Below are 25,822 nucleotides of genomic sequence, written 5' to 3'. Positions count from 1 at the left end.
TAGTATTTTGTTTCGTGTTTTTTAAAAAGTGTGCCAAAATCACAGTATATCGTTGACCTAATAGGTAAATTGGTGTATAATGGTATTGACCTAATAGGTCAATATTTTGCTGTGTGTAAGGAGATACCTATGCCGATAAAATTATTAGATTTAGAACCGCAAAGGCGAGATGCTATTCTCAATGCTGCATTAAAAGAATTTGCAGTACAAGGATATGACAATGCATCTACGAATGTAATTGCTAAAAACGCTGGAATTTCCAAAGCTCTTATGTTTCACTATGTAAGCAATAAGCAGGAGTTATTTTTTATCGTATATGACTACTTTTCCAATTTGATAAAACGAGAATATTTCGAGCAGATGAACTACGAAGAAAAAGATGTATTTGAAAGACTACGGCAGTCTTATCTGCTACAAATTAAGATGTCTGAAAAATATCCTTGGATATTAGAATTTGGAAAACTCAAACGCATTACGAACTCCGGTGAAGTTAATCACGAATTGGAACTTAGAGCGCATAAAGATCAATCCAACTGTTACCCAAAACTTTTTGATAATATAGATGAAGCTAAGTTTAGAAAAGAGCTGGATTTAGAGAAATGTAAACAATTTATTTTTTGGTCAAATATTGGATTTGCTGAGCAAGTATTGGAAGAAATACGAAATAGCGAAAGTTCTTCCTTAGATACCGAGTCTATTGTAAAAAAACTTGATGAATACTTTAATGAACTCCGGAAAATCTTTTATGAGTCAAAATAAATTTTCCGAAACATTAACCTCTACCAGACGAAATAGGCGTTTTTTGACTTGCTTGCTATCCGTAGTGATACTTGTTGTTATAGATATGGCTTTTCAAAAATCAAATGAGAGGGAGCAAGAAGTGCAGACAATAAATAATCCGATTGTTGTTCAATTCCCTTTAAGAGGAGAATGGCTTTCCCCTAATACTCCGGGGACAAAAATTCCAAGTCATGGTACAAATCAATTAGGGACAACATACGCTTATGATTTTATACAAGTAGACTGGAATAGGACTGGCTTACCAGCCTACCGTGTAAGTCCGCTACAGTATCTTTTTTTCGGTGTTCCTCTGAATGAATACTATTGCTGGGGGCAAGAAATATATGCTCCCTGCGATGGTACTGTTGTTGTGGCCGAGGACGGTTATGAAGAACGGACTCGAACAAATCTATTCTCCGATTTTTCAAATGCGTATAAAAATACTCACTATTTTGATCCAGAAAAAGATGATACTCGATCTGTTGCCGGGAATTACATAATCATAGAATGTGGTGAAAATGTTTACGCAGCACTTTGCCATCTCCAAAGTGGATCAATTCAAGTTTCTGTTGGTCAAAAAGTGAAAAAAGGCGATTTTATCGGGCGTATAGGTCATTCCGGGAACTCTTTTGCCCCACATTTACATTTTCAGCTTATGGACAGCTGTGACATAACCGTTGCCAATGGATTACCTTGTGCTTTTGAAGAATACGAAGTATATCAAAATGGAGAATGGCGTACCATCAAAAATGGAATACCCACAAGTCGAGATAGAATAAGGTTTTCAAAATAGAGTAAAAACGAAGTGAGAATTACAATTACTGGCCGCCCAACGGGATAATAAAAAAACCGTTGTTTCGGCGGCTGAATATTCACGCGCCAAAACAAAATACAGTAGCCTTACGGCGGTTTTGAAATAACAAATTTCAAGCCGCCGTTTTCTTTTCAAAAAATGAGAATACGGAGGGTGTGTTAAAGTCGCCCTTTTTTAAGGATACGGCGGTGTCCAGGAGGTATCGCTGTGTCCTTTATCTTTTTTCATCCCCCTAACCTGTCAAAAAAGCCCACCCGCCCAGCAGGATCAGTCCGGCGGTGGATGCGAAATTTGGCAGTACATAAATGAATTTGTAATTTCATGCGCTTGCGTGGCTTTGCGTCGCGCAGGCGCTTTTTGTTATCCCCACTTCGAGACAAAGTGTCCCGAGGTGCGGGGCGGCTCCCCAGGGTGCCGTTCCCCGCCGGGCCCCGTTTCGGTCACTCGTCCACCAAACACCGAAACGGAGGTTTACTTATGACTATAATCAATCTGAAAGATTTTTATTATTGGTACACCCAGGATCAGCTCATCGAGGTTTCTGACAAAGTGGCGGAGGTCTTTCTTGCGGATGCCCGTTATGAAATGGCCTATCAGCGGCGGCTCTCCCGGCACAAGGCGCAGTATTCCCTGGACTGCGAGGACGGGATCGAATACTCGGCCTGCCTGCATGAGCCCACGCCCCAGGAACTTTTGGAGCGGATGGAGCTCTTTATCCGTCTGTGGAACGCGCTCAACTCTCTGCCGGAAATCCAGGGCCGGAGGATTGACGCGCACATCATTCTTGGCAAAAGCATAAAAGCGATTGCCGAGGCTGAAGGCGTACATGAGGAGTCTGTCCGCCAGTCCATCAAAAGAGGGCTGGAACGCATGAAAAAAATCTTTTGATTTTTCTGTTTCCCCCACTTGGAAATGATGAAAAAATGTCTCGGTTTATGAGAGGAGATTTTCTTTTCTCCGCAGATGAACAAGGGTGGCCCCGAGCATGATCCGGGGAGCCGGGCGGCGGGTGCGCGGTGACTTCCCAAAAACGGGAATGAGCGAACAACACCAGCGCCGCAAGTGGGACGGGCCATCTCACGGCCACGATCCGGCGGTGGACAAGCTGGCCGCTTGTCCCTCCGGGCCGCCCTCTCGCCTGCGTGGGGACGCCGCGCCGAGTATAGTTGTCTTTGGACAGGTCAAGAAAATGGGCGCGGCGTTCCCTAAATTTTATCAAAGGGGGAATAAAAAAATGAAGTACGATCCTGCATTGGCCGCTATGTTGGCCGAGCCGTGGAGCAATAACGCCTGCCGGGGATATGTGATGTATGCGATGGAAAACTGCGGTTTTTCCCCTGAGGACATCCGGCGCGTTGTTCGGGAGCTCCATTATGTGTTTGACTTCAAGTCTTTAGACGAGGCCCAGCGCCATTATGAAAACGGGCCGTATTAACATCGAGACAATGTGTCCCGATGTGAGGACAGGCCAAAGGGCGGCACTTTTGCGGTGCCGCTTTTTTGCGTTTCCCCACAGGACAGCGGGAGGCGTTTAGCAATTTGAAAGAAGGAGGTTTTACCGTGAGATTATCCGCACAGGAACTGGAACAAATGAAAAGCGTTGACATTGGCGCAGTTGCCCCCGAGTCTCTGCCCGATGTGAGCGGTATGACCTTTGACAACGCCCTTTCCCGCAAAGAGCGCATAACAAGGTTTTTACAGATTGTCAAAAATCCGTACTGCTTTTGCATCGGTGGCATCGGCGTTCAAATCGAATTTTCAGAGAACGGGCCGTCCCTGCAGGACACTTTAACGGACTATTTGATCCGGCAGAAAAGCGGGCTGTAACTTCGGCTGCGGCCCGCCCTACTTCGAGACAAAGTGTCCCGAGGAGGAGCCATCCTTGTTGTCCCTATGGGACAGAGTTATAATATAAGTGTAATGTGATAGGGAAGGAGGAACAATGTCACGAACAAAAAACAGAGGGTTTCAGCAGAGTTTCTCTCCCTCTTATACAATCCGGCGCTGGCGGCTGGGGAAATATATCCGGCTATCCAAAGAGGACTTGAAAAAGGGAAAGGATGACAGCAACAGCGTAAAAAACCAGCGCGATCTGTTGAATGATTTTTACCAAAGACACATTGAGGAATTTGAAAGCATTACCTTTTATGTGGACGATGGGCACACAGGGACAGACGCAAACCGCGAGGACTTCCAGCGGATATTAAGCGATGTTATGAGCGGAAAAGTCAACTGTGTGGCAGTAAAAGACCTTTCCCGTTTTGCCCGGAATTATAGCGATGCGGGAAGTCTGATTGATAATCTGTTTGTGCAGATGGGTGTCCGCTTTATCAGCCTTGCGGAAAATGTGGACAGCTTTACAAACCCGGACAGCGTTTCCAGCATCATCGTCCCCATTACGAATGTAATGAACGATCAATACTGCTATCAAACTTCAAAGAAAATCCGCCAGGTATTTGATTACAAGCGGCGCAACGGGCAGTACATCGGCTCCTTTGCCCCCTACGGCTATATAAAAGATCCGAAAGATAAGCACCAGTTGATTGTCGATTCCGAGGCCGCCGAGATTGTAAAGCTCATTTATAACATGACTTTGCAAGGGGAAACAAGACGGGCCATCGTCTACCACTTGAATGACCACGGCATCCCCAGCCCGACAACCTACCGGAAAAACAAAGGTCTGCCGTATTCCTGCTCTGTATCTGACAATCCCATGTGGGGAGATCGGGTGCTGAAAAACATTCTCACAAATCCCATTTATACCGGGGATTTAGTCCAGGGCCGCCGCCGTGTAAAAAGCTACAAGGTACATGAGATTGAGGCGGTGCCGGAGGAAGAATGGGTGCGGGTGACTGATACCCACGAGGCAATCATAGACCGGGAAACCTTTGATAAGGTGCAGGCCCTTTTGAAACGGGACACCCGGACGGCTCCACGGAAAACGGAGCTCCATCTGTTCAGCGGCTTTCTCCGCTGTGCAGATTGCGGAAAATCCATAACACGGAGCCAGAGCGGGAAAAATGTATATTATGCCTGCTCTAATTACAAATACCGCTCCCGGGCCGCCTGCTCCATGCACTCAATCAAGCATGAGCGGCTGGAAACCGCCGTCCTGTTTGGTATTCAGTACCAGGTACATTTGGCTGTTTCCTATTCCGAGGCGATTGCCCGTATCAATTCGGCCCCTATCAAAAAAAGCCAGTCTTTCCGACTGGACGATCTGATTACCGCAAAGGAGCGGGAACTGGCGAAAATTACCCGTTACAAACAGTCCCTTTATCAAGACTGGAAAGACGGGGAAATTACCCAGCAGGACTACCGGAACATGAAAGCCGACTATGAGCGGCAGGCCGCCGCCCTTTCCGATGTGCTGGAACGGCTGAAAACGGAACGGGCAGAACTGGCAAACGGTGTTGACAATGAACATCCCGCGCTGGTGGCATTTATGAAATATCAGAACATCAAAACGCTCAACCGGGAAATCCTCATTGAGCTTGTGGATCACATAAAGGTCTACGAAAACGGTAATATCAAGATTAAATTCAAGTTTGCTGACGAGCTCCGCAAGATTGCCGAGTACATTGAAATTAACACTTCTGAAATTCCCGCCGTGGCGGGCTAAGGCCCGCTACATCCTATCTGGCAGTGTGTTTTCCTAATATGAAACATTCATATGCTTGCTGCGTTACTTATATCTTCAGAAGCTCCACCCGACAATTGACGTATTTCACGCCCGTATCGGCTAAAACAATGCTCCCGGCGTAGGTTTTGCCCGTTTTCGGGGAATAGAGCTTTTTTATATCTGCTTTGCCGTTCTTTAAGAGCGCGGCGGCGATTTTCGGGGAAAATATTACTTTCCGTTCCTCAAAGAAACGGTCATTTTTCCACATGGTAAAGCTGCACTCTTTGTTAGAACAGTAATATTTTTTCTTTCCCTCATAGACGGGACAGCCGCAGCGGGGGAATTTCCCGGTTTCCTCACGCTCCGGCACGAAAAGCTGCGATTTGTCGTCGGAAAGGAAAGGATAGGTCTTTACAAGCTCCCGAGCCATTTCCTCAATCTCCTGCATGAAGTGTTCCGGGTCTGCCTGCCCCTTTGCTATCTAGGTCAGACGGTTTTCTCATTCTGCGGTCAGCTTCGGGGAAGTGAGGGTTTCCGGCAGGACGCATACAAGGTTGATACCGCCCTTTATAGGAAGTAGCTGTTTTCCTTTACGGGTAACAAAGCCACCGTTTATCAGTTTTTCAATGACAGCGACGAGGGTGGCGGGCGTTCCAAGCCCTCGGCGTTCCGCGTCCGGGTCGGTTTCCTCGTTCCCGGCGCGTTCCATAGCAGAGAGCAGCAACGCTTCATTGTGTGGCTTTGGCGGCGTAGTGTCATACGCCGTTATCCTTGCCGCCGGGTGTTCAAAGGTCTGCTCCTTAAAAAGCTCCGGCAGCGCGGACGGTTCCCCGGCTTCTTCCTCCGGCTTTCCTTTGAGGGTTTCCGCAAAACGGCGTTCTATCTCTTTCCACCCGGCAGAAAGGACGGTCTTTCCTTTGGTGGTAAATTCTTCTCCCGCGCAGGAAAAAACCGTCGTAATCGCTTCAAAGGTGTGCGTCGCGGCGGCTTCATACATAGGCGCGTCCCAGCAAGGGTAAGGATATTCGCTCACTTTCCGGCAGCGCGGAAAGGTCAGTCTTAGAAAGCTCCCTTGTTGGTATGATTGCATGGTGGTATGATACCTTTTTGATGTTTAGGAGCTTTCCAACCTCCAGCGAAAAATCCATGCCGGACAGAAAGGGGAGCTTTTCGCTAAGAAGCGTTACCATGCCCTCCGCCGTTTCTCCCATGTATTCCTCCTGCTTGTCTTTTATTTTGATGTTTTTATTATATAATACTTGTCCACTTTTTTAGTATATATCCAACATAGGTCTATGTCAAAAGTAGGAACAACAACGGATAACCCGATTATTGAATCAATTAACGGTTGGGTTAAAGAAGAATTATATAAAGATTTCAATCTTTATCGATGTGATGACATTGAATCCTTGATAACTGAATATGTTAAATACTACAATACTGAACGTCCTTCAACCAAATGCGGTAGAAAAAGCCCTGTTCAGTTCAAAACTGAACAAGGCTTTGCTTAACTTATTTATTTTAAGTCTTTTTTATTGTCTACTTTTGCTTGACACCTTCAGTTTAACAGTAAGGTAAACTTGATCTTTATAAGTTGTCCAAAAGCTGACCAAACAAGATTTGAAATCTCGTAAGCAACATAATATAGCCGTTTTTGAGAAGATTTCTTATCTCTTCGAGAACTGAGGCGCGCGACGGGCTGCCTTGAGACCGTACTTCTTTCTTTCCTTCATTCTTGGATCACGAGTTAAGAATCCAGCCTTCTTAAGAGTCGGACGAAGCTCAGGATCGTAAACAAGAAGCGCTCTTGAAAGGCCGTGTCTGATTGCACCAGCCTGACCTGTTACACCGCCGCCTGTAACTGTGCATATTATATCAAATTTATCGCTTGTATCAGTTAAATTAAGAGGCTGACGAACTATCAGCTTAAGAGTTTCAAGACCGAAATATTCATCAATGTTTCTTCCGTTAATTGTGATATTTCCTGATCCTGGATAAACTCTGACTCTGGCAACAGAATGCTTCCTTCTGCCCGTACCGTAGTAATATTTAGTTTTTGATTCGTACATTTAAGCTTTCCTCCTTATATTATAATTCGTAGGCAACAGGCTTCTGAGCCTCATGCTTGTGTGCGGCGTTTCTGTAGGTTCTCAAACGCTTAATCTGATTTCTTCCCTGAGAATTATTCGGAAGCATACCGTTCACAGCCAACGTCATAGCTCTCTGAGGATTCTTTTCCATCATTTCCTTATAACTGATAGATTTCAGTCCGCCGATCCAGCCCGTATGCCAATAATAATTTTTATTTTCAAGCTTTTTGCCTGTGAGAACAGCTTTTTCACAATTAATAATAATCACATGATCACCGCAATCTACATGAGGAGCATAGGTAGGCTTATGCTTACCTCTGAGAATATGAGCGGCTTTTGCAGCAACGCGTCCGAGCGGTTTGCCGGTTGCATCTAATACATACCATTTACGGCTTACTTCATTAGCCTTTGGCATAAATGTTGACATAATTTGTTTTCCTCCGTTATTAATTTTTTGTAAGGCTTATAAACTCGGCGGGTTAATCCGGTTCGGTGTGCATTCCGCAAGTAAACTGCACCATAGCCTTGACATTACGAGGATAATTATAACAAATCAAAATAATAAAGTCAATACTGATTTTACGGTTTTTTTAATTTATATTCAGTTCTCGCTTGTTTTCTCTTCATTTTTCTCGTTTTCTCTCTTATTCTTAAAGTTCATTCTAAAATAAAAAAACTATATATCGCTTGAGAATTCTATATGTGTTTTATTACTTTTTTCTTTTCTTTTTTCTAACAGAAAAACCAAAATCGCCAAGTTTTCTTCCTAAAGCAAAATACTCTCCGTGAGAATAAGCCGCAAGTCCGCATTGCTGAAGATTAAGCTTGCCCTTGCTGTCTATATATCTTTCGTCAATATCTGTCCCGACAATTTCAGCGATAAACATATCATGACTCCCAAGAGGAATAATCTGCTTAACAACGCATTCCAAGCTAAGAGGAGATTCGTCAATAATCGGAGCATTGATTTTTTCTGCTGCTGAAGGATGCAATCCGCAGCTTTTAAATTTATCTGTTTTTGCACCGCTTTTTACACCGCAAAAATCAGCAGTTTTAACAAGCGCCGACGTAGTCAGATTAATAACGAACTCGCCAGACGACTTAATAATATTATATGAATATCTTTCAGGCCTTACTGAAATATAAGTCATAGGCGGCTTGGTATTCGCAATACCGGTCCAGGCTATTGTTATTATATTAGGCTTTTCTATCGTACCGCATGAAACAAGCACCGGAGGTACCGGAGACAATAGCGTCCCGCCGTTCCAGAATATTTTTCCCATTTAAAATCCTTTCAATATATGTAATTTTATTTTTTATATTATGCCGCTATATCCTTACGTTTAAATTTAATAATTCCGGTTATAACCGTAACGACGTCATTTGACAAACCAGAAAAAAACCAAAGTCTAATCCATATTTCCCAAACCGGAGGAAAACTTTATAAGCTCCCCTACTCTCATACCTGGATAAAAAATACGCCCTGACGGTATATAACCGACTTTTGAAAGTATTTCAGTAGTTTTTTCCAAAGGATTTACGAACCTCGGCATAATCTATAGTAGAACGAATAAGTCCTAAAAGAATTCTGACAGTCGTTGATTTTTCTGCGCAGTACGGATCGATGAAGCCAAAGAACTCACCTTCTCCGACAATCAGATTTAAATCGGTTATACCCTTCAAATTAAATCTATAGGCTGAGTCATTATATCATATACTCAAAGAGGTCATGATATAATTATCCGATACGCAGGGAGCCAATCTCATATTTGCGCATCCGCGAGGACATTTTAGATAAATATATAATAATCGCTTGCGAATATTATATCACATAATGAAATTTTTCTCAAGTTATTAACTAATTCTTAATTGTCATTTAATTTATAAATCCCTCCCCAAATATTTTACTTGCGTCAGTTAAAATTATAAATATTTTTTCATCTATTTTCTGCGCTTCCTTTTTAATAGCGTAGGCTTGAGAATTTGAACATGCACATATCAAAACGTTCTTTTCATCCTTGGTAAATGTTCCGACAGCCCGTATTGACGTAGAACCCCTTCCGCTCACCTCAGAAATTTTCTGCGCTACAATATCAGCATGCTTGGTAATAATAACAAGCATCTTTGCGGCTCCTACCCTATACATAATCTTGTCAATAACCACAGACGCTATAAAAGTAGATATAACTCCGTATAAAACTGCATCTATATTTCCAAAAACAGGCCATCCAAGGGAAATAATAATCAAATCAATACTCATCGTAACAAATCCGATAGAAAAATAAGGCTTAATGGTTTTTATAGTCATTGTAAGAAAATCTGTACCGCCCGACGAGGATCCGCGCATATAAAAAATAGCTAAGCCGGTTCCAAGAAAAATACCGTAATATAATGCGGCAAGAACCGGTGAACCGGAATATGAAGGAAAATAAGGAAAAATTATATCTATAAAAATATTGCAGATTATCATTGAACGAACGCTTTTTATAAGAAAACTTTTCCCAAGAAATTTAAATGAAAAAATTATAAGAGGAATATTTAAAATTAATGTGGTCAGACCAATCGGCAGACGCCATAAGTGATTTATAATAAGAGCCAAACCGGAAAGTCCGCCGGGAGCAAAGCCGGAATTTTTAGCAAATATATATATGCCTGTCGAATAAAAAAATCCTCCTATTATATCAAATAAAATATTTGCCGCTAATTTTTTTAATCTTGACCGCTTATTTACTTTCATAATAATACCTTCAATTTCCTAATGAATTTTTGCTTTATTATTATTGGTTAATAAATTGAAAATATCATATATGAATATAAAAAAGACCGGCATTGATATCAGCATTGCCAGTCTTAAAATATAAGTACAAACTTGAATTAACCTGTTATTCCCTTAAAAGCTTCGCCATATATTCCTCTGTGGTAAATCTTCCCGATCTGTTGTAACGATCAAGAGTAAAAAGACATTGTGGATCTCTGGTTATATAATTTGGACGTTCATAGCAACTATATGCCGCTGAAAAACCCATAGATCTAAGAACCGGTATACTTTCCTTAGATATACTTCCGTAAGGGTATGTAAACACTGCCGGAGTAATGCTGCAATTCATTGAAAGAAGAGTTTGGCAAAGTCCTATATCCTCTATTATGGTATCAGCATATTCATCCTCCGTCTCATACGAAAGCTTTGAACAACCCTTCCTTCCCTTATCAGAATGAAGATTGTATGTATGATTTGCAATTTCAATATAGCCTGACTGCACAAGCTCAGATATATCTTCCCAGGTAAGATATGAATATTCAGGAATATGAGGATCTGCCTGGGCAGTAACTTCGCTGTAATATCCCACAATTGAAATAGTAGCTTTCATGTCGTATTTTTTAAGGAGTGGAACCAAATAAGTATAATTATTGTAAAATCCATCATCGGCAGTTATAATAACGGGCTTTGGGGGAAGATCGCCTCCTTTTGTATAATTAATAATATCTTCTGTAAAAACTGCATTATATCCGTGTTCCTTTAAATATTTTAAATCATTTTCAACCATTTCCGGAGTTACTACATAATCGTTTACCCGTGAGCTGTCATTAAGAATACTATGATACATAATTACAGGCAGAAATATCTTTTCATCTTCGTTATAAGCATTCCAACTGCTTTGTCCCGCAAAAGTAATAACCAAAGCGAAAAAAATTATAAATAGATCGCATAGAAGCAACTTTAAAAATTTTTTGAATTTAATACAATGATACAATTTAATTCACGCCTTTCATTACACATAGTACATTATATTAAATAATGTATAAATTATGACGTCATAACGGAGAGTTTTTATGAATATAATGAAAGTAAATTACCAATAGTAAAGGCGGGAGGTTAAATGAGGAAACGCATAAAGCGCAGAAGACTAAAAAAGGTCGGAATAGCTATTGCGGCTGTAATGCTGCCGTTTGCAGCGGGACTTGGAGCAAAGGCTGCACCGGTTTTTACTGAAATGGCGCAAAAATTGAGCAACATTAAAGTTGGATTTGAAAACGATCCGGACAGATATACAGGCGAGCCGGAATTTAATATTCAAAGCCTGCTCGGCGAAGAAGAAATAATATCCGAGGGGTTTGGATGGCAGGAAGAAAGCGACAGCAATAAAGCTGAAAGCGCCGATGCAGAAATCTCAGGAGAAAAAGGACCTAAGCCCTATCCCGAAAAATGGGATATTTCTGAAGAAAATACAGTATATGAAAGCTCGTTCGGAAATTACAGCGGTTCTAAATATATTTCTCTTGACGACGGCGGTCAGGTTAGAAACGAAACGGATATTTCTAATGGAGTTCTGCTTGAAGAAAGCCGTCTTGAACCAGATTTTAAAATAGAACTGAATTCTGAGCCGCAGGTGTTAATAATGCATACTCATACAACTGAAAGCTTTGAACCTTACGTGAGAGAATTTTTTGATCCTTCATTCAATTATCGAACGACGGAAGAAAGCTATAATACCGTTGCCGTCGGAGAAAAAATCACTGAAGAATTAAAAGCGGCCGGCATAGGAGTAATTCATGACACTACAATTCATGATTACCCGTCTTACAACGGTTCTTATGAAAGAAGTGCGGAAACAGTAAAAAAAATACTTGCCGAAAACCCTTCAATCAAGGTTGTTCTTGACATACATCGCGACGCTATTGGCACTAACGAAAGCATAATGCAGCCGACTGTTGAAATTGAAGGCAAGGAATCAGCGCAGGTAATGATTATATCCGGCTGTGATGACGGAACAATGGATATGCCCGATTATATGAAAAACTTCAGGTTCGCTTCATTGTTACAGCAGCAGATGTCCTCTGATTACGAGGGGCTAACAAGACCTATACTATTTGATTACAGAAAATACAATCAAGACCTGACTACCGGGAGTCTTCTTATAGAAGTCGGAACACACGGCAATACTATTGAACAGGTAAAGTATGCCGGAGAGCTTGTCGGAAAATCGCTTGCTAAGGCTTTGAAAAAAATAAGTTAAAATCATGGAGTATAAAAATGAATAATAAAAGAAAAATAAAAAGAGCCTCTATACTTGCTGTTATCATTTATATTATGATAAACGGCTTTGTATGGGGGCTGATGAAAGCGTATATTAATTCCTATAATTCAATAAACCGCGATAAGCTTGTAATGGCTCAGATAACGGACAAGCCAGACGGTAAGGAGATAAAAATTCTGGGAGGAAGCTTTATTATACCGGAAAACAATTCAGATACGCAAGCGGTATACACCGCTGCGTGGTCCCTTATGCCAGATAAAATAAAGGCTACCGCAAAGCTCTTCATGCGGATCGGACAGGATACTGTTCAAGAAGCTTTGAAATAAAATCCGTAAAATCCGGATAATTATTTAGATTACCCCTGTAAATAAGCTCAGCTCCCTGAATATGTCTAAAATCTTCCGGCGTCTGCAAACAGACGGGTTTTCTTATATGCGATTCTATTCCTGACTTTTCAAGCATATAACCTACAAACTGAGAACAGACAAATTTATTTTTACGGCTAAAAGCGATATTAAAAAACATAAAACCCAGTCCTATACAATTATATGAATAAATTTCCCTGTTTCTTTTAAAATGCTCAAGGTTTTTCATAAATAATATTTTCTGATCCGCTGTAACAGGAAGTCTATATAATTCACATGGAATAAAGCTATATTTTCCCAGTGTACCCTCCCCTATTATTTCCTTATTAAATGTAGCAGGAAGAGGTCTTTCAGGCTTATTTCTGCAAAAGCTATACATTTCGCTAAGATCCTCTTTGCATGCTACTGAAACATGATTATAAGGCTTTCTGGTAAATATTTTTAAAATCTTAGAAATTGTAGTTCCCGTCTGACTGACAAGAATATAAATATAGTTATCTTTCAAGATTTTCATCTCCGTGTAAATAATATAATCGGGTATAATAATTAAAAAATATTTTGCATTTTAAAATATAGAAATTTATTTGCGGATTATTAATAAAATATGCAGTTAATTTCATTAAAATTAATAAAAGAAAAAATTTTCTTTAATATTATATCACAACTACTTGAAAATTTCAAGATAATCTGGTATAATTTTAAAGTAAGATATTTTATGCGCCTGTAGCTCAGCGGATAGAGCATCGGCCTCCGACGCCGTGTGCGATGGTTCGATTCCATTCAGGCGTACCAAGTTGAAAGCTACATTTTTAGTGCAAATCGCACAAAAATGTAGCTTTTTTGTTATGTAAAACCACAATATAATAGAAATAAAAACGAGAGTTCAAATCCTGTAAGTTGAACTCTTGTTTATTTTTATTCTATCTTTTATATAAAAAGGAGGAAATTGTAATGTCAAAACTAAAAGTAGCAGCTTATTGCCGAGTAAGCTCAGATCACGAAGAGCAGGAATCAAGTCTTATTGTGCAGAAAGCTTATTATGAAAAATATATACAAAATAATAAGGATTGGATTTTAGTAGACATATACGCTGAACGAATGTCAGGTTTGAGGTTGGAAGACAGAACGGAGTTTCAACGTATGCTGGAGGATTGTGAAAAAAGGAAAATTGATTTGATACTGACAAAATCAATCAGTCGTTTTGGAAGAAATACACTTGATACATTGAAAATCTTGTATAAGCTTTTTAATATGGGAATAATAGTGGAATTTGAAAAGGAACATTTAAATAATTTTGATAAGGAGCTGAGAATATATATGTCAATATATGCAGCGTTTGCACAAGAAGAAAGTAAAAATATGAGCGAGAATATAAAATGGGGAATTCGTGAAAGAATGAAATCGGGTAAAGTTTGTTTAAACTGTACCCGATTTTTAGGTTAAGTTTTGTTTCTACGATTTATGTGTATTTAAGTGAGTATATAACAATATCAGATTTTCCTCTTCAAGCTGTGCATTTCGTTTCTGAAGCTCCTTGATTTGCCTGGAGGTAAGAATGGTGTTATCATCCATTTTTACTTCTGAATACTTCTTTATCCAGTTGGCTAAGGCGCTTTGCGATATTCCGTATTCCTGACTTATCTGTGAATACGTTTTCCCTGCTTTATATAAATTTACGATTGTTTTTTGAATTCCTCTGTGTACTTTGGTGGGCTTTTTCCTGACATTTTTTATTCCTCCTGCTTGTCTTTTATTTTGATGTTTTTATTATATCTTACTTGTACACTTTTTTAGTATATATCCAGATATTGTAAGCGATCAGTTAAGCCTGTTTGAAACAACCGATCCATTTACAAGAGAAAAGTATAAAAAGAAATAATAAAACCCCTTAAGTGGTAGCTGAGAATGAAATGCAGTTGGTAGGGCTTTCTCAAACCACCCGTTTAACGGGGGGGTTTGATTCTTTACAAAAGCATTGGAATTATGATATAATAAATTTGTTGCATACATTATCGACAACCAGTTCTATGAAGCTGATTGTTACATCAGAGGCACAAATCTTGTTGCGAAGTACAACTACAGAAATGGCAACAAGTCCGAGTATACCTACTATACGCAGAATGAGCATGGGGACGTTGTAAATCTTACAAATGCTGACGGCGAGGTTACAAAGAAGTATACATATGACGCTTTTGGCGTTGAGAAGAATATCGATAAAAACGATACGAATGCGTTCTGTTACTGCGGTGAGTACTTTGACAAGGAAACTGCGACTGTTTATCTCAGGGCGAGGTATTATAACCCGGCAACAGGTAGATTTATCAGCAGGGATTCATATGCAGGTAAATTAGAAGATCCGCTTTCGCTGAATAGAAAATGCACATGGCAATAATAATGATAAGGGACAACATGTACATTTATCATATAAGAATGGAAAAAAGACTTATTCACAGAATGATGATGGTTCTCCTCATGATAAAAATAATAATTCTCCTGGCTCTCCACCTTCTAAAGTTCTTAAAACATTAAAAGAAAAAACAGGTTGGGATTGGAAAAAGAATGAAGAAAAATTTTTGAGTAAAGCAGAGTATGACTACTGTGGCACAGTTAGTAAACCATATTATCAATTATATGATGTATATCAAGTAACATATGCGGATGAAACTATACGTTTTGCATATGAAAGTCCTTTTAATGAATTTTCACCATCTACAAATAAATTAAAGGATATTTATGAAGATGGTATGACGAGTAATCCAATACAAGGCAACCAGAATGAAAACACGTCATTATAATAGGGCCAATGCCGTATAGTGGACTAGTATACATACCATCATTTAATTTTTTTCCTGTTCCCGCACTATTATTTTAGTTAGAGAGTTTAAATCATGAAGTATTTTAAGCAAGAATATTTAGATTATGATTACAAAGATGAGAAAAAGAGAACAGAAATGAATAAAGTTTGGAAGGAAATTTGTAAAACATATTCTGATTATTTTAAGACGATAGAAAGTTCTTTTTCAAAACTTTTTCTTCAATTATATTATAATAATGATGGCTTCCATGATGTACCAATAAAAAGTATTGTCGTAGAAAAAGTATATAACAACAAATGTAATATAAAAATTAAATTGGAAATTAATAATAGTATCTATTTTTTAGTCTATAAAAATGTGGTATCTTATTTATTTAATGTACCAAAAGATCATAAATGGTTTGCTGGTAAAATGTGTTGGGGATATGGAGAATTTGAATTATTATCAAATGGATATATAAATCATAAAATCTTATGTTTAGATAATTGTGAATTTGACATCACATGTAAAAAGGTCTATATAAAAAGAAATAATGTTTTATCAAGTGCACGCACAAAATAATATTGATAGATTAAACAATATATTGGTAAAATATATATAAAAGGAGAAATAATTGAAAGAGATTCTGTCTTATTGGGATATTCTTTTAGGGCTATTATCAATTTCACTTGGGATTTGTCGTTTGATTAAGTTTCAGAAATTAAAAAATATAGATGATAATAAAATGCTGAGAACTGGAAAATGGATAGTATCTTATTCAAGGTATATAGATAATAAATTTTACTATTCAATGTATATGTTCTTGATTTTAATAGGAATATTATTTATTTATAACAGGCTAAAAGGTAATATGCCTAATATTATCATTCTTATTAAGTATATTTTTACTCATTAAAGTTTAACTTTGATAAAAAATGAAACAACTTGGGTTTCAAGTGAAACCGAAGTTGTTTTATTGTAAGCTTAATAATAGCAAAGCGTTTCCTTGGTATTCTGAGTGGCTGGATAAAGATAATCAAGAGCACGCACAAAATAATATTGATAGATTAAACAATATATTGGTAAAATATATATAAAAGGAGTAATAATTGAAAGAGATTCTATCTTATTGGGATATTCTTTTAGGGTTATTGTCAATAGCTTATGGAATAAATCGTCGAATCAAATTTGAAAAAATTAAAAAAAAGCGTAGGAAAGAGATGCTCAGAAGTGGTAAATATACTGTATCTTATGCTAAATATATGAGTAATAAATTTGAATATTTAATGGATGCACTTTTTGTTACTATCGGTATTATATTCATCTACAACAGATTAAATGGTAATTTACCTAATATTATTGAGCTTATTAAAGAGTTTGCATCTTATTGAATAAAAATCATGGGTATAGTATAATGCTATATCCATGATTAATTTCAATCAGCAGAGATTACAAATCTGCTGCAAAAATTCAAAAGAGCAAAACAAACTTAATTGTTTGTTTTGCTCTTTTTCTTTATTACAAAAAAATATTTTAAAGGAAGTGATAATATGATGTATAAACCTCAAAATGTCTACCCTCATAATACGGCTATAGACGCCTCTGAAGATAACAGCTTCTCATTTATATTCAACGGGGATCATTTAAGGGGTTATGATTTTGTGTTCTATGATGCATTATTAATTCAAGCAATTATAAACTCCTTTTGAACCTCTTGATAGCTTTGACCGGAAAATACTTTAGCGATATATAACGCGTCAGCTATTAATTTTTCTTTTTCAACACCGTTATTCTTATATATTAAATCGTATACAGGAACTGTCTGAATTTTTTTTTCATATAACTCAATAGTTTTCATAACACTGAATGTTGTCTTTATTATTTTCTTTTTTATATCATCTAAATAAATATTCCAGGCAATAGAATATTCTGCCATTTTATCAAAAGGTTTTGAATAAACACCGGCAATTCCCACAAAATTGCCAAGCGAATATGTCACAAGCTTGCCTTCATTTTTTCTGGAAAAATCTCCACCATGTACGACATGTTCATGACTTCCTGCAATTATATCTATACCATTACTTATTAAATATGAAGAAAGCTTTTTAGTATATTCCGTCGGACCTGGGTTATATTGTCCCCCAGAATGCATATACATAATCGTAAAGTCTACATTTTGCGCTTTTATATCTTTAATATCCTCAAGTAAATTTTTCATTTGCTTTGATTTTTTTTCTATCCGTTCGTATATAGGTTTATTAAATTGAGCAATTTTAAACTTAACTAAAAATTTATAAAGAAATTTAAACGGACCGGCATTTCTGTTCTTATAAATATATCTCAGCGCTTTATTAGATAATTCTTGATTTTGAAACATATTAACCATATATTTTTCATCTTTATTTAAATACTCATTATTAGAAAAGGCGTTTGTTCCATAGGTATACGAAAGTATACCAAGCTTTACGCCATTTATAGTAACTACTTTCGGCTCTTTATTTTCTTTTGATAAATAAGTACCTGTATGTGCAAGTCCAACCTTGTCCAATGATTTAATAGTTGAAGTAATTCCATCAATACCTCTGTCAAGACAATGATTATTTGCGGTTGCAACAAAATCTATCCCGGAATTATAAACGCTTTCTGAGAACTCATAGGGCGAATTAAAACGCCATTCTTCAGAAGTCAGATCTCTATTATCAAACGAAACCGGAGTTTCTAAATTAGCAAATACATAGTCTGATTCACTAAAATATTCTTTCATATTTTCAAATATCAAATCAAAATTATAACCGCCTTCAGTTTTGCATGCTGTAATTATTTGCGATTTACACATTACATCGCCTAAAAAAGTTAATTTTATCAATTTGTTCTCCTTTATTTTTTTCTGAATTTTTTTATATGAATTTTATTACTTATTTTGCTAAGTAAAAAAGCCCTTTCTTTTTTATTCAGTAATATTAAAATACTGATAATCAATCCTATTATTCCAAGAATTATTGCGGAAATAATTAAATTAGTCCAGGAGGCCTTCGGCAAAATAATATTAACTAAATAGAACACTATTATCAAGCCTATTGACGAAATTATAGTCATTATTACTTGAGGGAAAAATTTATTCCACTTATATCCTAAATACTTGGCTGTTACAGGCAATGTAAAAATCATATTTCTAATTAAATTACATAAAGTACTTACACCGGCAACGGCATAGATTCCAAAATTTGTAAATTTAATAAAAAATATAGTTATACATGTTGAACATACTCCGCTTACAATCATAGCGATGGCATTAGGCTTCACTTTATTAACGGTTGTAAATACATTAAACAGCATCTGCGTACCGCTTGTAAACATATATCCAAGTATAGACAATATAGATAATATCTGCAATAGTTTGGCGTCCTGAGACGGAACCCATAATTTAAAAAATTCTTCTCCTAAAACAACAACAATAGCAATCGGAATCGTTAAAATTATTGAAGTTATTTTCATTGCCCTTCCAATATCGTTAAGAACCGCCTCCTTATTATCGCTTGCATAATTTATCGTCAGTTCGGGAGCAAATGCATTCCTAATCGACGATGAAAGCTGCTGCATATAATTAGGAATTATTTTAGAGAGTGATAGAATACCCATATTTGTAGCGCCTAAAAACAGGTTGCATATTACAAGGTCCAAACCGCTTAATAACATATTTCCGACGTTTGATATAGCATTCCAAATTCCTGAACCAACTAATTCTACAATCGCTTTCTTACTGCATTTTATTTTCCTTTTTAATTTCAGCTCTGGAGTCAGCTTATGAGTATTATAGCAATTTGCAGTTAAATTAATAACAATAAGAATAGTAGCCGCAATTCCTACATAATAAACCTTGGGGGAAAAAACCATAAAAATAAGTATTAAAAACGCACATCTTACAATTGACGCAATCATCTGAGGAATATATGAACGATCTAAACGATTGGTAACATATGTTCCGCAATCCCAGTTAGGCAGTCCGGTAGTTATAAAAAAATTAAAAAAGACAAAACTAAATAATAATTTTACATCAGTTATTATATTTTGAGGTACATTTATAATATTTTCCAGTCTTGCAATAAAATAAATTGCGGGAATAATTAAAACGGCTACAATAATTAAATTTCCCCAAAAAACGGAATTATAATATAAATTGGCCTTTTTGTAATCCTTTTTCACATATGATATTGCTATAAATCTTGCAGCCATGCTGTTTAAAGCGGTTACTATAAGTTGAGCATACGTCACAAAATTATTAGCGAGCGTAACAAAGCCGTTGGCTTCAACACCAATATTTTTTACTATAAACGGAGACAGCCAAAAATTAATAATAATATTAGTAGCCAAAACCATAAGGCTGCAAATCAAATTTATTATTGTTTTTTTATTTGAACTCATATGTTTCCTATCCTATTAATTTTTTTGCTTTGCTTTTGCATTTTCCGAAAAAATGACGATAAGGATGATACCCAAGCTTACGTATATCTGTTTTATAAAACCATTTCAATTCAGCAGGTAAATTATTATAATTTAAATTTTTCCTCATTGTCTTTTGTATTTCTGAATAAACGCTGCTTTTCCTATATTCAGGTATATTTTTTTTATCATAAAACAATTTATGAAAACTTTTTAGCTGCTTATAATTATAATTTAAATCATAATTTTCCGCAGATGCTCCTTCAGCAATTAACTCCAGTATTGTCCTCCAGCATTTTTCACACTGACAGCAGTTTTTTCCGCCGGTTGATTTCCAGCATACTCTCAGCGGAACCTTTATTCCATTTTTGTTAGAAAACTCTACTATATTATGAACTTTATCCTGACGGCTGAATTCATAGCCGTCATGTACTACACAAGAACCTGCGAACTTAACAAAATTATCAATTGTAGGATCAGACGCACATGTTATTTTACCTTTATCGGCAGCAGTAAAGGACGAAGCAAAATATACCGTTTTTTTCTTTTTTACATAGCAAACCGGCGCGGCATGTGCGATTATTCCGATTCCATGCTGAAAACCGTGCCACCACATATCACAGCTTGCTTCTACTTTTTTATTTAATATACCCGGATTAATAAAACGTCTGAAAGCTGATTTTATCGTCACAAACTCAACGTCAAACTGTGAAGCGGTCTGCCGGATATGATTATAAACATTTTTCCAGCCTTCTTCATCTTCAAACGTTATATCCGCTCCCCAAACGGTTAACAAGGTCGGTTTTTCATCTATATGATTAACCAATGTATTAAACGCGTCTACTCCTCCACTGAAAAATGAAACAGCGCCTTTATTATCTTTTTGACTGTTGTCTTCAATATTTTCTGCATGAATATTACCTTTAAATTCAAGCATGGGATACATATCTTCATATCCTTTTTTAAATTCAGGTATACTTTCTAAAAAGGTTTTATCGCAGACTTCAAGATACACATCGGCGTCATATACCCATACAATGGGAAGTATATTACATAAAAAAGGTATTACTGCAATTCCAAACGGTATATTTGAAATATTACAGCTATATTCAACAAAAAAATTCTCTGATAAATTAAAGGCTTCGCTCCATTCACCGGAAATTTCATAAACATATTTTATTGTGCGTTCTGATATAACAGGCTGAAAAATCTTTATAACGTTTTTCATTCTTAGACTCCTTTGACAAAGTATTTCATTATTCAAACCTTTTCAAAACCTCGGCAAGCTTTGAAAAATTTTGCCTAAATTCTTCTATGTTGAAATTTATTTTCTTGAATTTTTTATTTTTTATCATTTCAACAACGTTGTTTATGTCTCTTGAATCAGAAACAAATACCACGTTAGAATCCTTCAGCCATGTGTTATATAGGTTGCCTACCTTACCGGTGCTATTGTCGAGCGCTATGCATGGAGTTCCGGTAATAACGCTGAAAATCATACCGTGAAGTCTGTCCGTTATAACTAACTCTGATTTTTTAAATTCACTCCAAAGTTTATTTAATCCCTCAAGCTGAAATTCATATTTATTTGCATAATCCCTGCTGCATGTGTCGATATACTTTATATTCTTTTCATATTTCTCAGAAGCCTCTGTAATAGCTTTAATCAAATTGCCTGCTTCTGAATTTTTTTCCTTATCATGTCTGAGACAAAAAAGTATACCATTTCTTTCTGCGTCCAAAATATCAGGCTTATAGGATAATACGATATCAGGAACCAGGTAGCCCTCGCAATTGGGAAAAATTTTTTCCCTGATTAATTCACTGTATTTTTCACGGGTAAATATTACAAGATTTTTATGTGACTGATAAATATTTCTTGCCTTTTGTAAGGCTTTTGATTCTTCTGAATAATCAATGGACTGAGGAAAAATTATAATTTTAGCCTTTTTGAGTTGTTTAACAGCTAATAATCTTATACTCTCCTGAAATGGGTATAAAATACCCATATTCCCTCCTCCAGGAATAATACATAAATTATGACGCTTATTAGTTAATAATTTCAAACTAATCAAATTTCTGTGGCATTCATATTCTGGTATTAAAACAATTTTTCTATTTGGAAAAAGATCCGATATATAATTTACCTCTGCGGCAGCGATAGCCTGATCTCCTATGTTTCCATACTCCGGTACTCCATATATAAATATAGTGTTTTCATCATATTCGTCATACTTTGCCTTATTCATAAAATATCCGCTAATAAGCGTTTTGATATATTTAATTTTTCTCTTGATTTTTTTTAGAAAAATAACTATATTAGGACTAAAATAATTTAAAATTGCTTTTATCCTTAATTTTTTATTAATCAAACGCAACACATTAAGCTTAAAAAATTTTCTGTATTCTCTTATAAGCTTTTTCATCATAACTTTATCATGCGCAGAATAACACATTAGCCAATAAGGCGGCATATCCTGAATGTATCCTGCTTTTACAGAATTCATAATCTCATTATTATTAGAGCTCTTATAATATTCAAAGGTTTGAATATAATGTTCAAACCAGCATTCAATACGAAAACGATTATATTGACATCGTGTTATACTTCCGACTCTTTCGCTGACATAATAAAGCTTTGCATTTGTTACTGATAGCTTACCGGCAAGCTCATAAAGCTTATACATTATAGGCATATCCTCATGAAGCCTTCCCTTTGGAAATCTAATATCTTTAAATAAATCCCTTTTGTAAATTTTCGCCCATGCCATTATATGAAAGTTCTCTTTCGACGCATATAAATCCATTAATGCATCATGACTGCTACATAATTTGCTTTCATAGCTTAATATTTTATTGCAAAACGATTCATAGCTTTGTATTGTTTCCCTCACAAATCTGCATTCAGAGATACCCGCGTCATATTTTAACGCGTCTTTTATTAAAATTTCATAATGCTGTGGATGTAAAAAATCATCACTATCAACAAATCCCAAGTAATCGCCTTTAGCAATGTCTATACCTACATTTCTCGCGTCAGACAATCCGCCGTTTTTCTTATGAATAACCTTTATTCTGTTATCCTTGATAGCAATTTCATCGCATATTTTACCGCTGTTATCTGTTGAACCGTCATCAACAAGTATTATTTCAAGATTTTTATATGTCTGGTTAATAATTGAAAGAACACATTTTTCAACATATTCTTCTACATTATAAACCGGAACAATTACACTAATCAGCTTTTCCATTTATCTTATAACTCTCCCATTGCCGCCGTTATTTATTAAGCTCTCAACTTCGCTTAGCGTTACTCTGTTGAAATCTCCCTCTATCGTATGCTTAAGACAACTGGCCGCAGAAGCAAATTCAATTGCTTCCTGATTTTCTTTTCCTGTAATTAAGCTGTATATAATGCCGGCTGTAAAACTGTCTCCCCCGCCAACTCTGTCTACAATCTGAATATCATAGGCTCGTGAGAAAAATGATCGTTTCCGCTCGGCGTCATAAAGCATACCGCTCCATCCGTTTCTACTGGCAGAATAACTTTCACGTAAGGTAAATGCCGCATACTTACAGCCGTAACGACTGCAAATTGTTTCAGCAACTTCTATATAACCATTTTTATTAAGCTTTCCCGATTCAATATCAGTATCCCTTGATTTTATCCCCAAAACTTTATCAGCGTCTTCTTCATTGGCTATGCAAACGTCTACATAAGGCATTAAGCGATTCATTACGTTCTTAGCCTTTTCGCTTGACCAAAGGCTGCTTCGGAAATTAAGATCGCATGACACAGTAATACCATTTGATTTTGCAATTTTACATGCTTCAAGACAAATATCCGCGAGATTATCTGATAAGGCCGGATTAATGCCTGTCCAGTGAAACCAATTAATATTCTTGAATATATTTATCCAGTCATATTCATTCTTCTGAGATAACGAAACGGCAGAATATTTTCTGTCATATATAACCTTTGAAGGGCGCTGCGAGGCTCCTTTTTCCAGATAATATAATCCCATTCTTCCGTTTCCAAAAAACACCTTTGAAGTATCCACACCAAAATAACGAAGTGAATTAACCGCCGCTTTTCCTATATCATTATCAGGAAGCTTGGTTATAAACATCGAGTTTATTCCGAAATTAGACAGCGATACGGCCACATTAGCTTCGCCTCCGCAAAAGGTGGCCTCTAAAGAATCCTTTTGCAACAATCGCGTATACCCTGGCGCAGCCAAGCGTAAAAGTAATTCACCGAACAATAAAACTTTCATTATATAAATACTCCTATTGTATATGAATATATTTCTCTGACGTAATCAATTTGATTTTTACATTTTCATTAAACTTCTTAAGAACATCGCTGATCCCTCTGTTTAATGCGTCAAGCACAGCATTCTTTGAAATATATGCCATATCCTTTACAGCATAGTTTTCTTCGGTTTCGTGAGAATAACCATCAAATCCGGCTAATAGTATTTCTTTTACATCGTTATCCATAAGCAGCTTAACGCACATTAATCCTGCGTTGTCTTTAACCATATCAGTATCATTGAGCAAATCATGGTATTTAACCTGAAGATAAATCTGATCAGCTGAAATATTTGAAGTAATTATTAATTTTTGTTTTAAGTCTTTATCAATACTGTTAAATCTTCTTAAATTACTGATAAAAATATAATCCGTTTTAATTTGATTATAATTATGATTTATACTTATTACTATTGTATTGTTGTCAATACAACGCAGTATTTTATCGGTCTCTTCAACCGAGCTTCTTCCGGGAGCAATTAATATAATCCTTTTTCCTTTGATCTTATCTTTGAATTCTGATAGCCGCGCTTCCTGTATAACCTCGCGGTTCATATAACGCATATATAATTCTTCTATATATTCTTTATCAAATTCTACACTTTTCTCCGAGTCCATCATATCAAATATTTCATTAATATTTTCAACAGTAAGTGTTTTCTTATCATCAAGATAGCTTGCATAATTCGGATGTGCATTGTGTGACGCTGAAATATAATTAGGCAATGAATATCCCCAATAATTTTTCTGATAAAAGCCATTTATAATATCGTCAATTATTTTAAGAAGAGGCTTAATATTATATTCAGTTCCACAATTATCATTTAAATACTCTACAAAAAGCTCAGTATTTAAATTACCTGCTCCCCTTCCCATACCATAAACAGAAGAATCAATAATTAAATTTCTATTTGTCTGTATATTAACAAGCTCCTGGGCGTTTGAAAATGCAAGCTGCATATTATTATGTGAATGAAAACCAATCCAAATATTCTCATTTAAGTTGTGTTCTACCATATAAAATAATCTTGTCAGACTTTTCTTTTTCATCATTCCAAAGCTGTCAACAATGTAAAACGCATACGGTCCAATTTTGTTAGCATAATTTATCAGCCTTAAAAATTCTTCGTCCGTATAGCTTAACGATACCATTGCCTGAATAAATACCTTATAACCCTTAGATTTAATTTTTTCACATAAATCTAAAGCCTCCGACATATCCTTTTTATGAAACGCTACTCTTATACCGTCAATTGATAATCCATCATAATTCGGCAATAAATTTATATCATATTCTCCATAGTTTACCATTGCAACAAAAAGCTTACCGTCCCTTTTGTCGGGTATAACAGATGATAGTTCCTTAAGATCAGTAAATTTTGTGACGTTTTTATTATATTTTACCTTATCGGTTAAAAATCCGCATTCTATTATTTCAACATTTGATTTAATTAATCCGGAAATAATATCCTTCGTATTTTCAAATCCAAAGTCCCATAAATTACAATATCCGCCGTCTCTTAACGTACAGTCTAAAATATGAACTCTATTCATATCAATCCTCCA

31 protein-coding genes, 1 tRNA gene and 1 pseudogene are annotated in these 25,822 nt (G+C 36.5%); 16 read left to right on the top strand and 17 right to left on the bottom strand.

What is annotated here, in order from left to right; all coding sequences use genetic code 11:
- Positions 1-129 precede the first annotated feature (129 nt).
- The 6 genes from ACYQ0N_RS07045 (at position 130) to ACYQ0N_RS07020 (ending at position 5,216) form a co-directional block, all read left to right on the top strand.
- On the top strand, positions 130-759 hold the full coding sequence (locus ACYQ0N_RS07045) for a TetR/AcrR family transcriptional regulator (RefSeq protein ID WP_177531799.1): 630 nt from the start codon (positions 130-132) through the stop codon (positions 757-759).
- Positions 746-1,573, top strand: a complete 828-nt coding sequence (locus ACYQ0N_RS07040) for a M23 family metallopeptidase (RefSeq protein ID WP_460162295.1) — start codon at positions 746-748, stop codon at positions 1,571-1,573. The genes ACYQ0N_RS07045 and ACYQ0N_RS07040 overlap by 14 nt, the downstream gene beginning before the upstream one ends.
- 498 nt (positions 1,574-2,071) lie before the next feature.
- Positions 2,072-2,482 carry a sigma-70 family RNA polymerase sigma factor gene (locus ACYQ0N_RS07035; RefSeq protein ID WP_177531800.1) on the top strand — a complete coding sequence of 137 codons (411 nt, stop codon included), beginning with the start codon at positions 2,072-2,074 and terminating at the stop codon, positions 2,480-2,482.
- Positions 2,483-2,579: 97 nt separating this feature from the next.
- Entirely contained in the window at positions 2,580-3,029 is a 450-nt protein-coding gene (locus ACYQ0N_RS07030; protein ID WP_460162294.1) for a hypothetical protein, read from the top strand.
- Between the two features lie 104 nt (positions 3,030-3,133).
- Complete coding sequence (locus ACYQ0N_RS07025) at positions 3,134-3,421, top strand: DUF6870 family protein (RefSeq protein WP_460162293.1); 288 nt, start codon at positions 3,134-3,136, stop codon at positions 3,419-3,421.
- 115 nt (positions 3,422-3,536) lie between these two features.
- Positions 3,537-5,216: a recombinase family protein gene (locus ACYQ0N_RS07020; RefSeq protein ID WP_460162292.1), complete on the top strand. Its 1,680-nt coding sequence runs from the start codon at positions 3,537-3,539 to the stop codon at positions 5,214-5,216.
- Between the two features lie 67 nt (positions 5,217-5,283).
- Here the strand turns inward: ACYQ0N_RS07020 and ACYQ0N_RS07015 are convergent, their stop codons facing one another.
- From ACYQ0N_RS07015 to ACYQ0N_RS07005, 3 genes are all read right to left on the bottom strand, one after another.
- A complete protein-coding gene (locus ACYQ0N_RS07015; protein WP_460162291.1) occupies positions 5,284-5,646 on the bottom strand; it encodes a hypothetical protein in 363 nt (120 codons plus the stop codon).
- Positions 5,647-5,715: 69 nt separating this feature from the next.
- Positions 5,716-6,213 carry a DNA topoisomerase gene (locus ACYQ0N_RS07010; RefSeq protein WP_460162290.1) on the bottom strand — a complete coding sequence of 166 codons (498 nt, stop codon included), beginning with the start codon at positions 6,211-6,213 and terminating at the stop codon, positions 5,716-5,718.
- Positions 6,206-6,427, bottom strand: a complete 222-nt coding sequence (locus tag ACYQ0N_RS07005) for a hypothetical protein (protein WP_460162289.1) — start codon at positions 6,425-6,427, stop codon at positions 6,206-6,208. The genes ACYQ0N_RS07010 and ACYQ0N_RS07005 overlap by 8 nt, the downstream gene beginning before the upstream one ends.
- An 84-nt stretch (positions 6,428-6,511) precedes the next feature.
- Here ACYQ0N_RS07005 and ACYQ0N_RS07000 point away from each other — a divergent pair, with 84 nt between their 5' ends.
- Entirely contained in the window at positions 6,512-6,727 is a 216-nt protein-coding gene (locus tag ACYQ0N_RS07000) for an integrase core domain-containing protein (protein ID WP_177531802.1), read from the top strand.
- Positions 6,728-6,883: 156 nt separating this feature from the next.
- On the opposite strand, the gene rpsI is transcribed toward ACYQ0N_RS07000, so the two are convergent.
- From rpsI to ACYQ0N_RS06970, 6 genes are all read right to left on the bottom strand, one after another.
- Entirely contained in the window at positions 6,884-7,285 is a 402-nt protein-coding gene (gene rpsI / locus ACYQ0N_RS06995; protein WP_177531803.1) for a 30S ribosomal protein S9, read from the bottom strand.
- A gap of 19 nt (positions 7,286-7,304) precedes the next feature.
- Positions 7,305-7,733, bottom strand: coding sequence for a 50S ribosomal protein L13 (rplM, locus tag ACYQ0N_RS06990; protein ID WP_460162288.1), 429 nt, complete (start codon positions 7,731-7,733; stop codon positions 7,305-7,307).
- Between the two features lie 283 nt (positions 7,734-8,016).
- A complete protein-coding gene (locus ACYQ0N_RS06985) occupies positions 8,017-8,589 on the bottom strand; it encodes a flavin reductase family protein (protein WP_460162287.1) in 573 nt (190 codons plus the stop codon).
- A 232-nt stretch (positions 8,590-8,821) separates the two neighbouring features.
- On the bottom strand, positions 8,822-8,989 hold the full coding sequence (locus ACYQ0N_RS06980; RefSeq protein ID WP_177531805.1) for a P-loop NTPase family protein: 168 nt from the start codon (positions 8,987-8,989) through the stop codon (positions 8,822-8,824).
- A 193-nt stretch (positions 8,990-9,182) separates the two neighbouring features.
- Entirely contained in the window at positions 9,183-10,043 is an 861-nt protein-coding gene (locus ACYQ0N_RS06975) for a YitT family protein (RefSeq protein ID WP_460162286.1), read from the bottom strand.
- Between the two features lie 145 nt (positions 10,044-10,188).
- Positions 10,189-11,058 (bottom strand): polysaccharide deacetylase family protein, encoded by an 870-nt coding sequence (locus tag ACYQ0N_RS06970; protein WP_460162285.1) that lies wholly within the window; start codon positions 11,056-11,058, stop codon positions 10,189-10,191.
- Between the two features lie 126 nt (positions 11,059-11,184).
- Between ACYQ0N_RS06970 and spoIIP the strand changes: the two genes are divergently transcribed.
- On the top strand, positions 11,185-12,321 hold the full coding sequence (gene spoIIP / locus ACYQ0N_RS06965) for a stage II sporulation protein P (protein WP_460162284.1): 1,137 nt from the start codon (positions 11,185-11,187) through the stop codon (positions 12,319-12,321).
- A 17-nt stretch (positions 12,322-12,338) separates the two neighbouring features.
- Positions 12,339-12,668, top strand: a complete 330-nt coding sequence (locus ACYQ0N_RS06960) for a hypothetical protein (RefSeq protein ID WP_460162283.1) — start codon at positions 12,339-12,341, stop codon at positions 12,666-12,668.
- Here the strand turns inward: ACYQ0N_RS06960 and ACYQ0N_RS06955 are convergent.
- The gene (locus ACYQ0N_RS06955) at positions 12,625-13,212 is read right to left on the bottom strand and encodes a hypothetical protein (RefSeq protein WP_460162282.1); all 588 of its coding nucleotides are present in this window, start codon (positions 13,210-13,212) and stop codon (positions 12,625-12,627) included. The genes ACYQ0N_RS06960 and ACYQ0N_RS06955 overlap by 44 nt on opposite strands.
- A gap of 212 nt (positions 13,213-13,424) precedes the next feature.
- On the opposite strand from ACYQ0N_RS06955, the gene ACYQ0N_RS06950 reads away from it, so the two are divergent.
- Both ACYQ0N_RS06950 and ACYQ0N_RS06945 read left to right on the top strand, forming a co-directional pair.
- Positions 13,425-13,499, top strand: a tRNA-Arg gene (locus tag ACYQ0N_RS06950).
- A 159-nt stretch (positions 13,500-13,658) separates the two neighbouring features.
- Complete coding sequence (locus ACYQ0N_RS06945; RefSeq protein ID WP_460162281.1) at positions 13,659-14,150, top strand: recombinase family protein; 492 nt, start codon at positions 13,659-13,661, stop codon at positions 14,148-14,150.
- Positions 14,151-14,159: 9 nt separating this feature from the next.
- Here ACYQ0N_RS06945 and ACYQ0N_RS06940 read toward each other — a convergent pair whose 3' ends face one another.
- Positions 14,160-14,387, bottom strand: coding sequence for a transposase (locus ACYQ0N_RS06940; RefSeq protein WP_460162604.1), 228 nt, complete (start codon positions 14,385-14,387; stop codon positions 14,160-14,162).
- Positions 14,388-14,511: 124 nt separating this feature from the next.
- On the opposite strand from ACYQ0N_RS06940, the pseudogene ACYQ0N_RS06935 reads away from it, so the two are divergent.
- The 5 genes and pseudogenes from ACYQ0N_RS06935 to ACYQ0N_RS06915 all read left to right on the top strand — a co-directional run.
- Positions 14,512-14,586, top strand: a pseudogene (locus tag ACYQ0N_RS06935) (IS200/IS605 family transposase); the annotation flags it as partial.
- Positions 14,587-14,715: 129 nt separating this feature from the next.
- Positions 14,716-15,099, top strand: a complete 384-nt coding sequence (locus ACYQ0N_RS06930; RefSeq protein ID WP_460162603.1) for an RHS repeat-associated core domain-containing protein — start codon at positions 14,716-14,718, stop codon at positions 15,097-15,099.
- A gap of 496 nt (positions 15,100-15,595) precedes the next feature.
- A complete protein-coding gene (locus tag ACYQ0N_RS06925; RefSeq protein ID WP_460162280.1) occupies positions 15,596-16,084 on the top strand; it encodes a hypothetical protein in 489 nt (162 codons plus the stop codon).
- 527 nt (positions 16,085-16,611) lie between these two features.
- Positions 16,612-16,893 carry a hypothetical protein gene (locus ACYQ0N_RS06920; RefSeq protein WP_460162279.1) on the top strand — a complete coding sequence of 94 codons (282 nt, stop codon included), beginning with the start codon at positions 16,612-16,614 and terminating at the stop codon, positions 16,891-16,893.
- A 159-nt stretch (positions 16,894-17,052) separates the two neighbouring features.
- On the top strand, positions 17,053-17,211 hold the full coding sequence (locus ACYQ0N_RS06915; protein WP_460162278.1) for a hypothetical protein: 159 nt from the start codon (positions 17,053-17,055) through the stop codon (positions 17,209-17,211).
- Here the strand turns inward: ACYQ0N_RS06915 and ACYQ0N_RS06910 are convergent.
- The 6 genes from ACYQ0N_RS06910 to ACYQ0N_RS06885 are packed head-to-tail and all read right to left on the bottom strand — an operon-like array spanning position 17,187 to position 25,810.
- On the bottom strand, positions 17,187-18,368 hold the full coding sequence (locus tag ACYQ0N_RS06910) for a CapA family protein (protein ID WP_460162277.1): 1,182 nt from the start codon (positions 18,366-18,368) through the stop codon (positions 17,187-17,189). The two genes, ACYQ0N_RS06915 and ACYQ0N_RS06910, sit on opposite strands and share 25 nt — an antisense overlap.
- An 11-nt stretch (positions 18,369-18,379) precedes the next feature.
- Positions 18,380-19,924 (bottom strand): lipopolysaccharide biosynthesis protein, encoded by a 1,545-nt coding sequence (locus ACYQ0N_RS06905; protein ID WP_460162276.1) that lies wholly within the window; start codon positions 19,922-19,924, stop codon positions 18,380-18,382.
- Positions 19,925-19,931: 7 nt separating this feature from the next.
- The gene (locus ACYQ0N_RS06900; protein ID WP_460162275.1) at positions 19,932-21,170 is read right to left on the bottom strand and encodes a hypothetical protein; all 1,239 of its coding nucleotides are present in this window, start codon (positions 21,168-21,170) and stop codon (positions 19,932-19,934) included.
- Between the two features lie 28 nt (positions 21,171-21,198).
- Entirely contained in the window at positions 21,199-23,193 is a 1,995-nt protein-coding gene (locus ACYQ0N_RS06895) for a glycosyltransferase (protein WP_460162274.1), read from the bottom strand.
- Positions 23,194-24,219 carry a PfkB family carbohydrate kinase gene (locus ACYQ0N_RS06890; RefSeq protein ID WP_460162273.1) on the bottom strand — a complete coding sequence of 342 codons (1,026 nt, stop codon included), beginning with the start codon at positions 24,217-24,219 and terminating at the stop codon, positions 23,194-23,196.
- 13 nt (positions 24,220-24,232) lie between these two features.
- Positions 24,233-25,810 carry an aldolase catalytic domain-containing protein gene (locus ACYQ0N_RS06885; protein WP_460162272.1) on the bottom strand — a complete coding sequence of 526 codons (1,578 nt, stop codon included), beginning with the start codon at positions 25,808-25,810 and terminating at the stop codon, positions 24,233-24,235.
- Positions 25,811-25,822 lie beyond the last annotated feature (12 nt).

It is taken from the genome of Ruminococcus sporogenes (genome assembly GCF_054655175.1).
The sequence above is the reverse complement of the archived record's forward strand: the minus strand, read 5'-3'. Positions and strand labels throughout refer to the sequence as shown.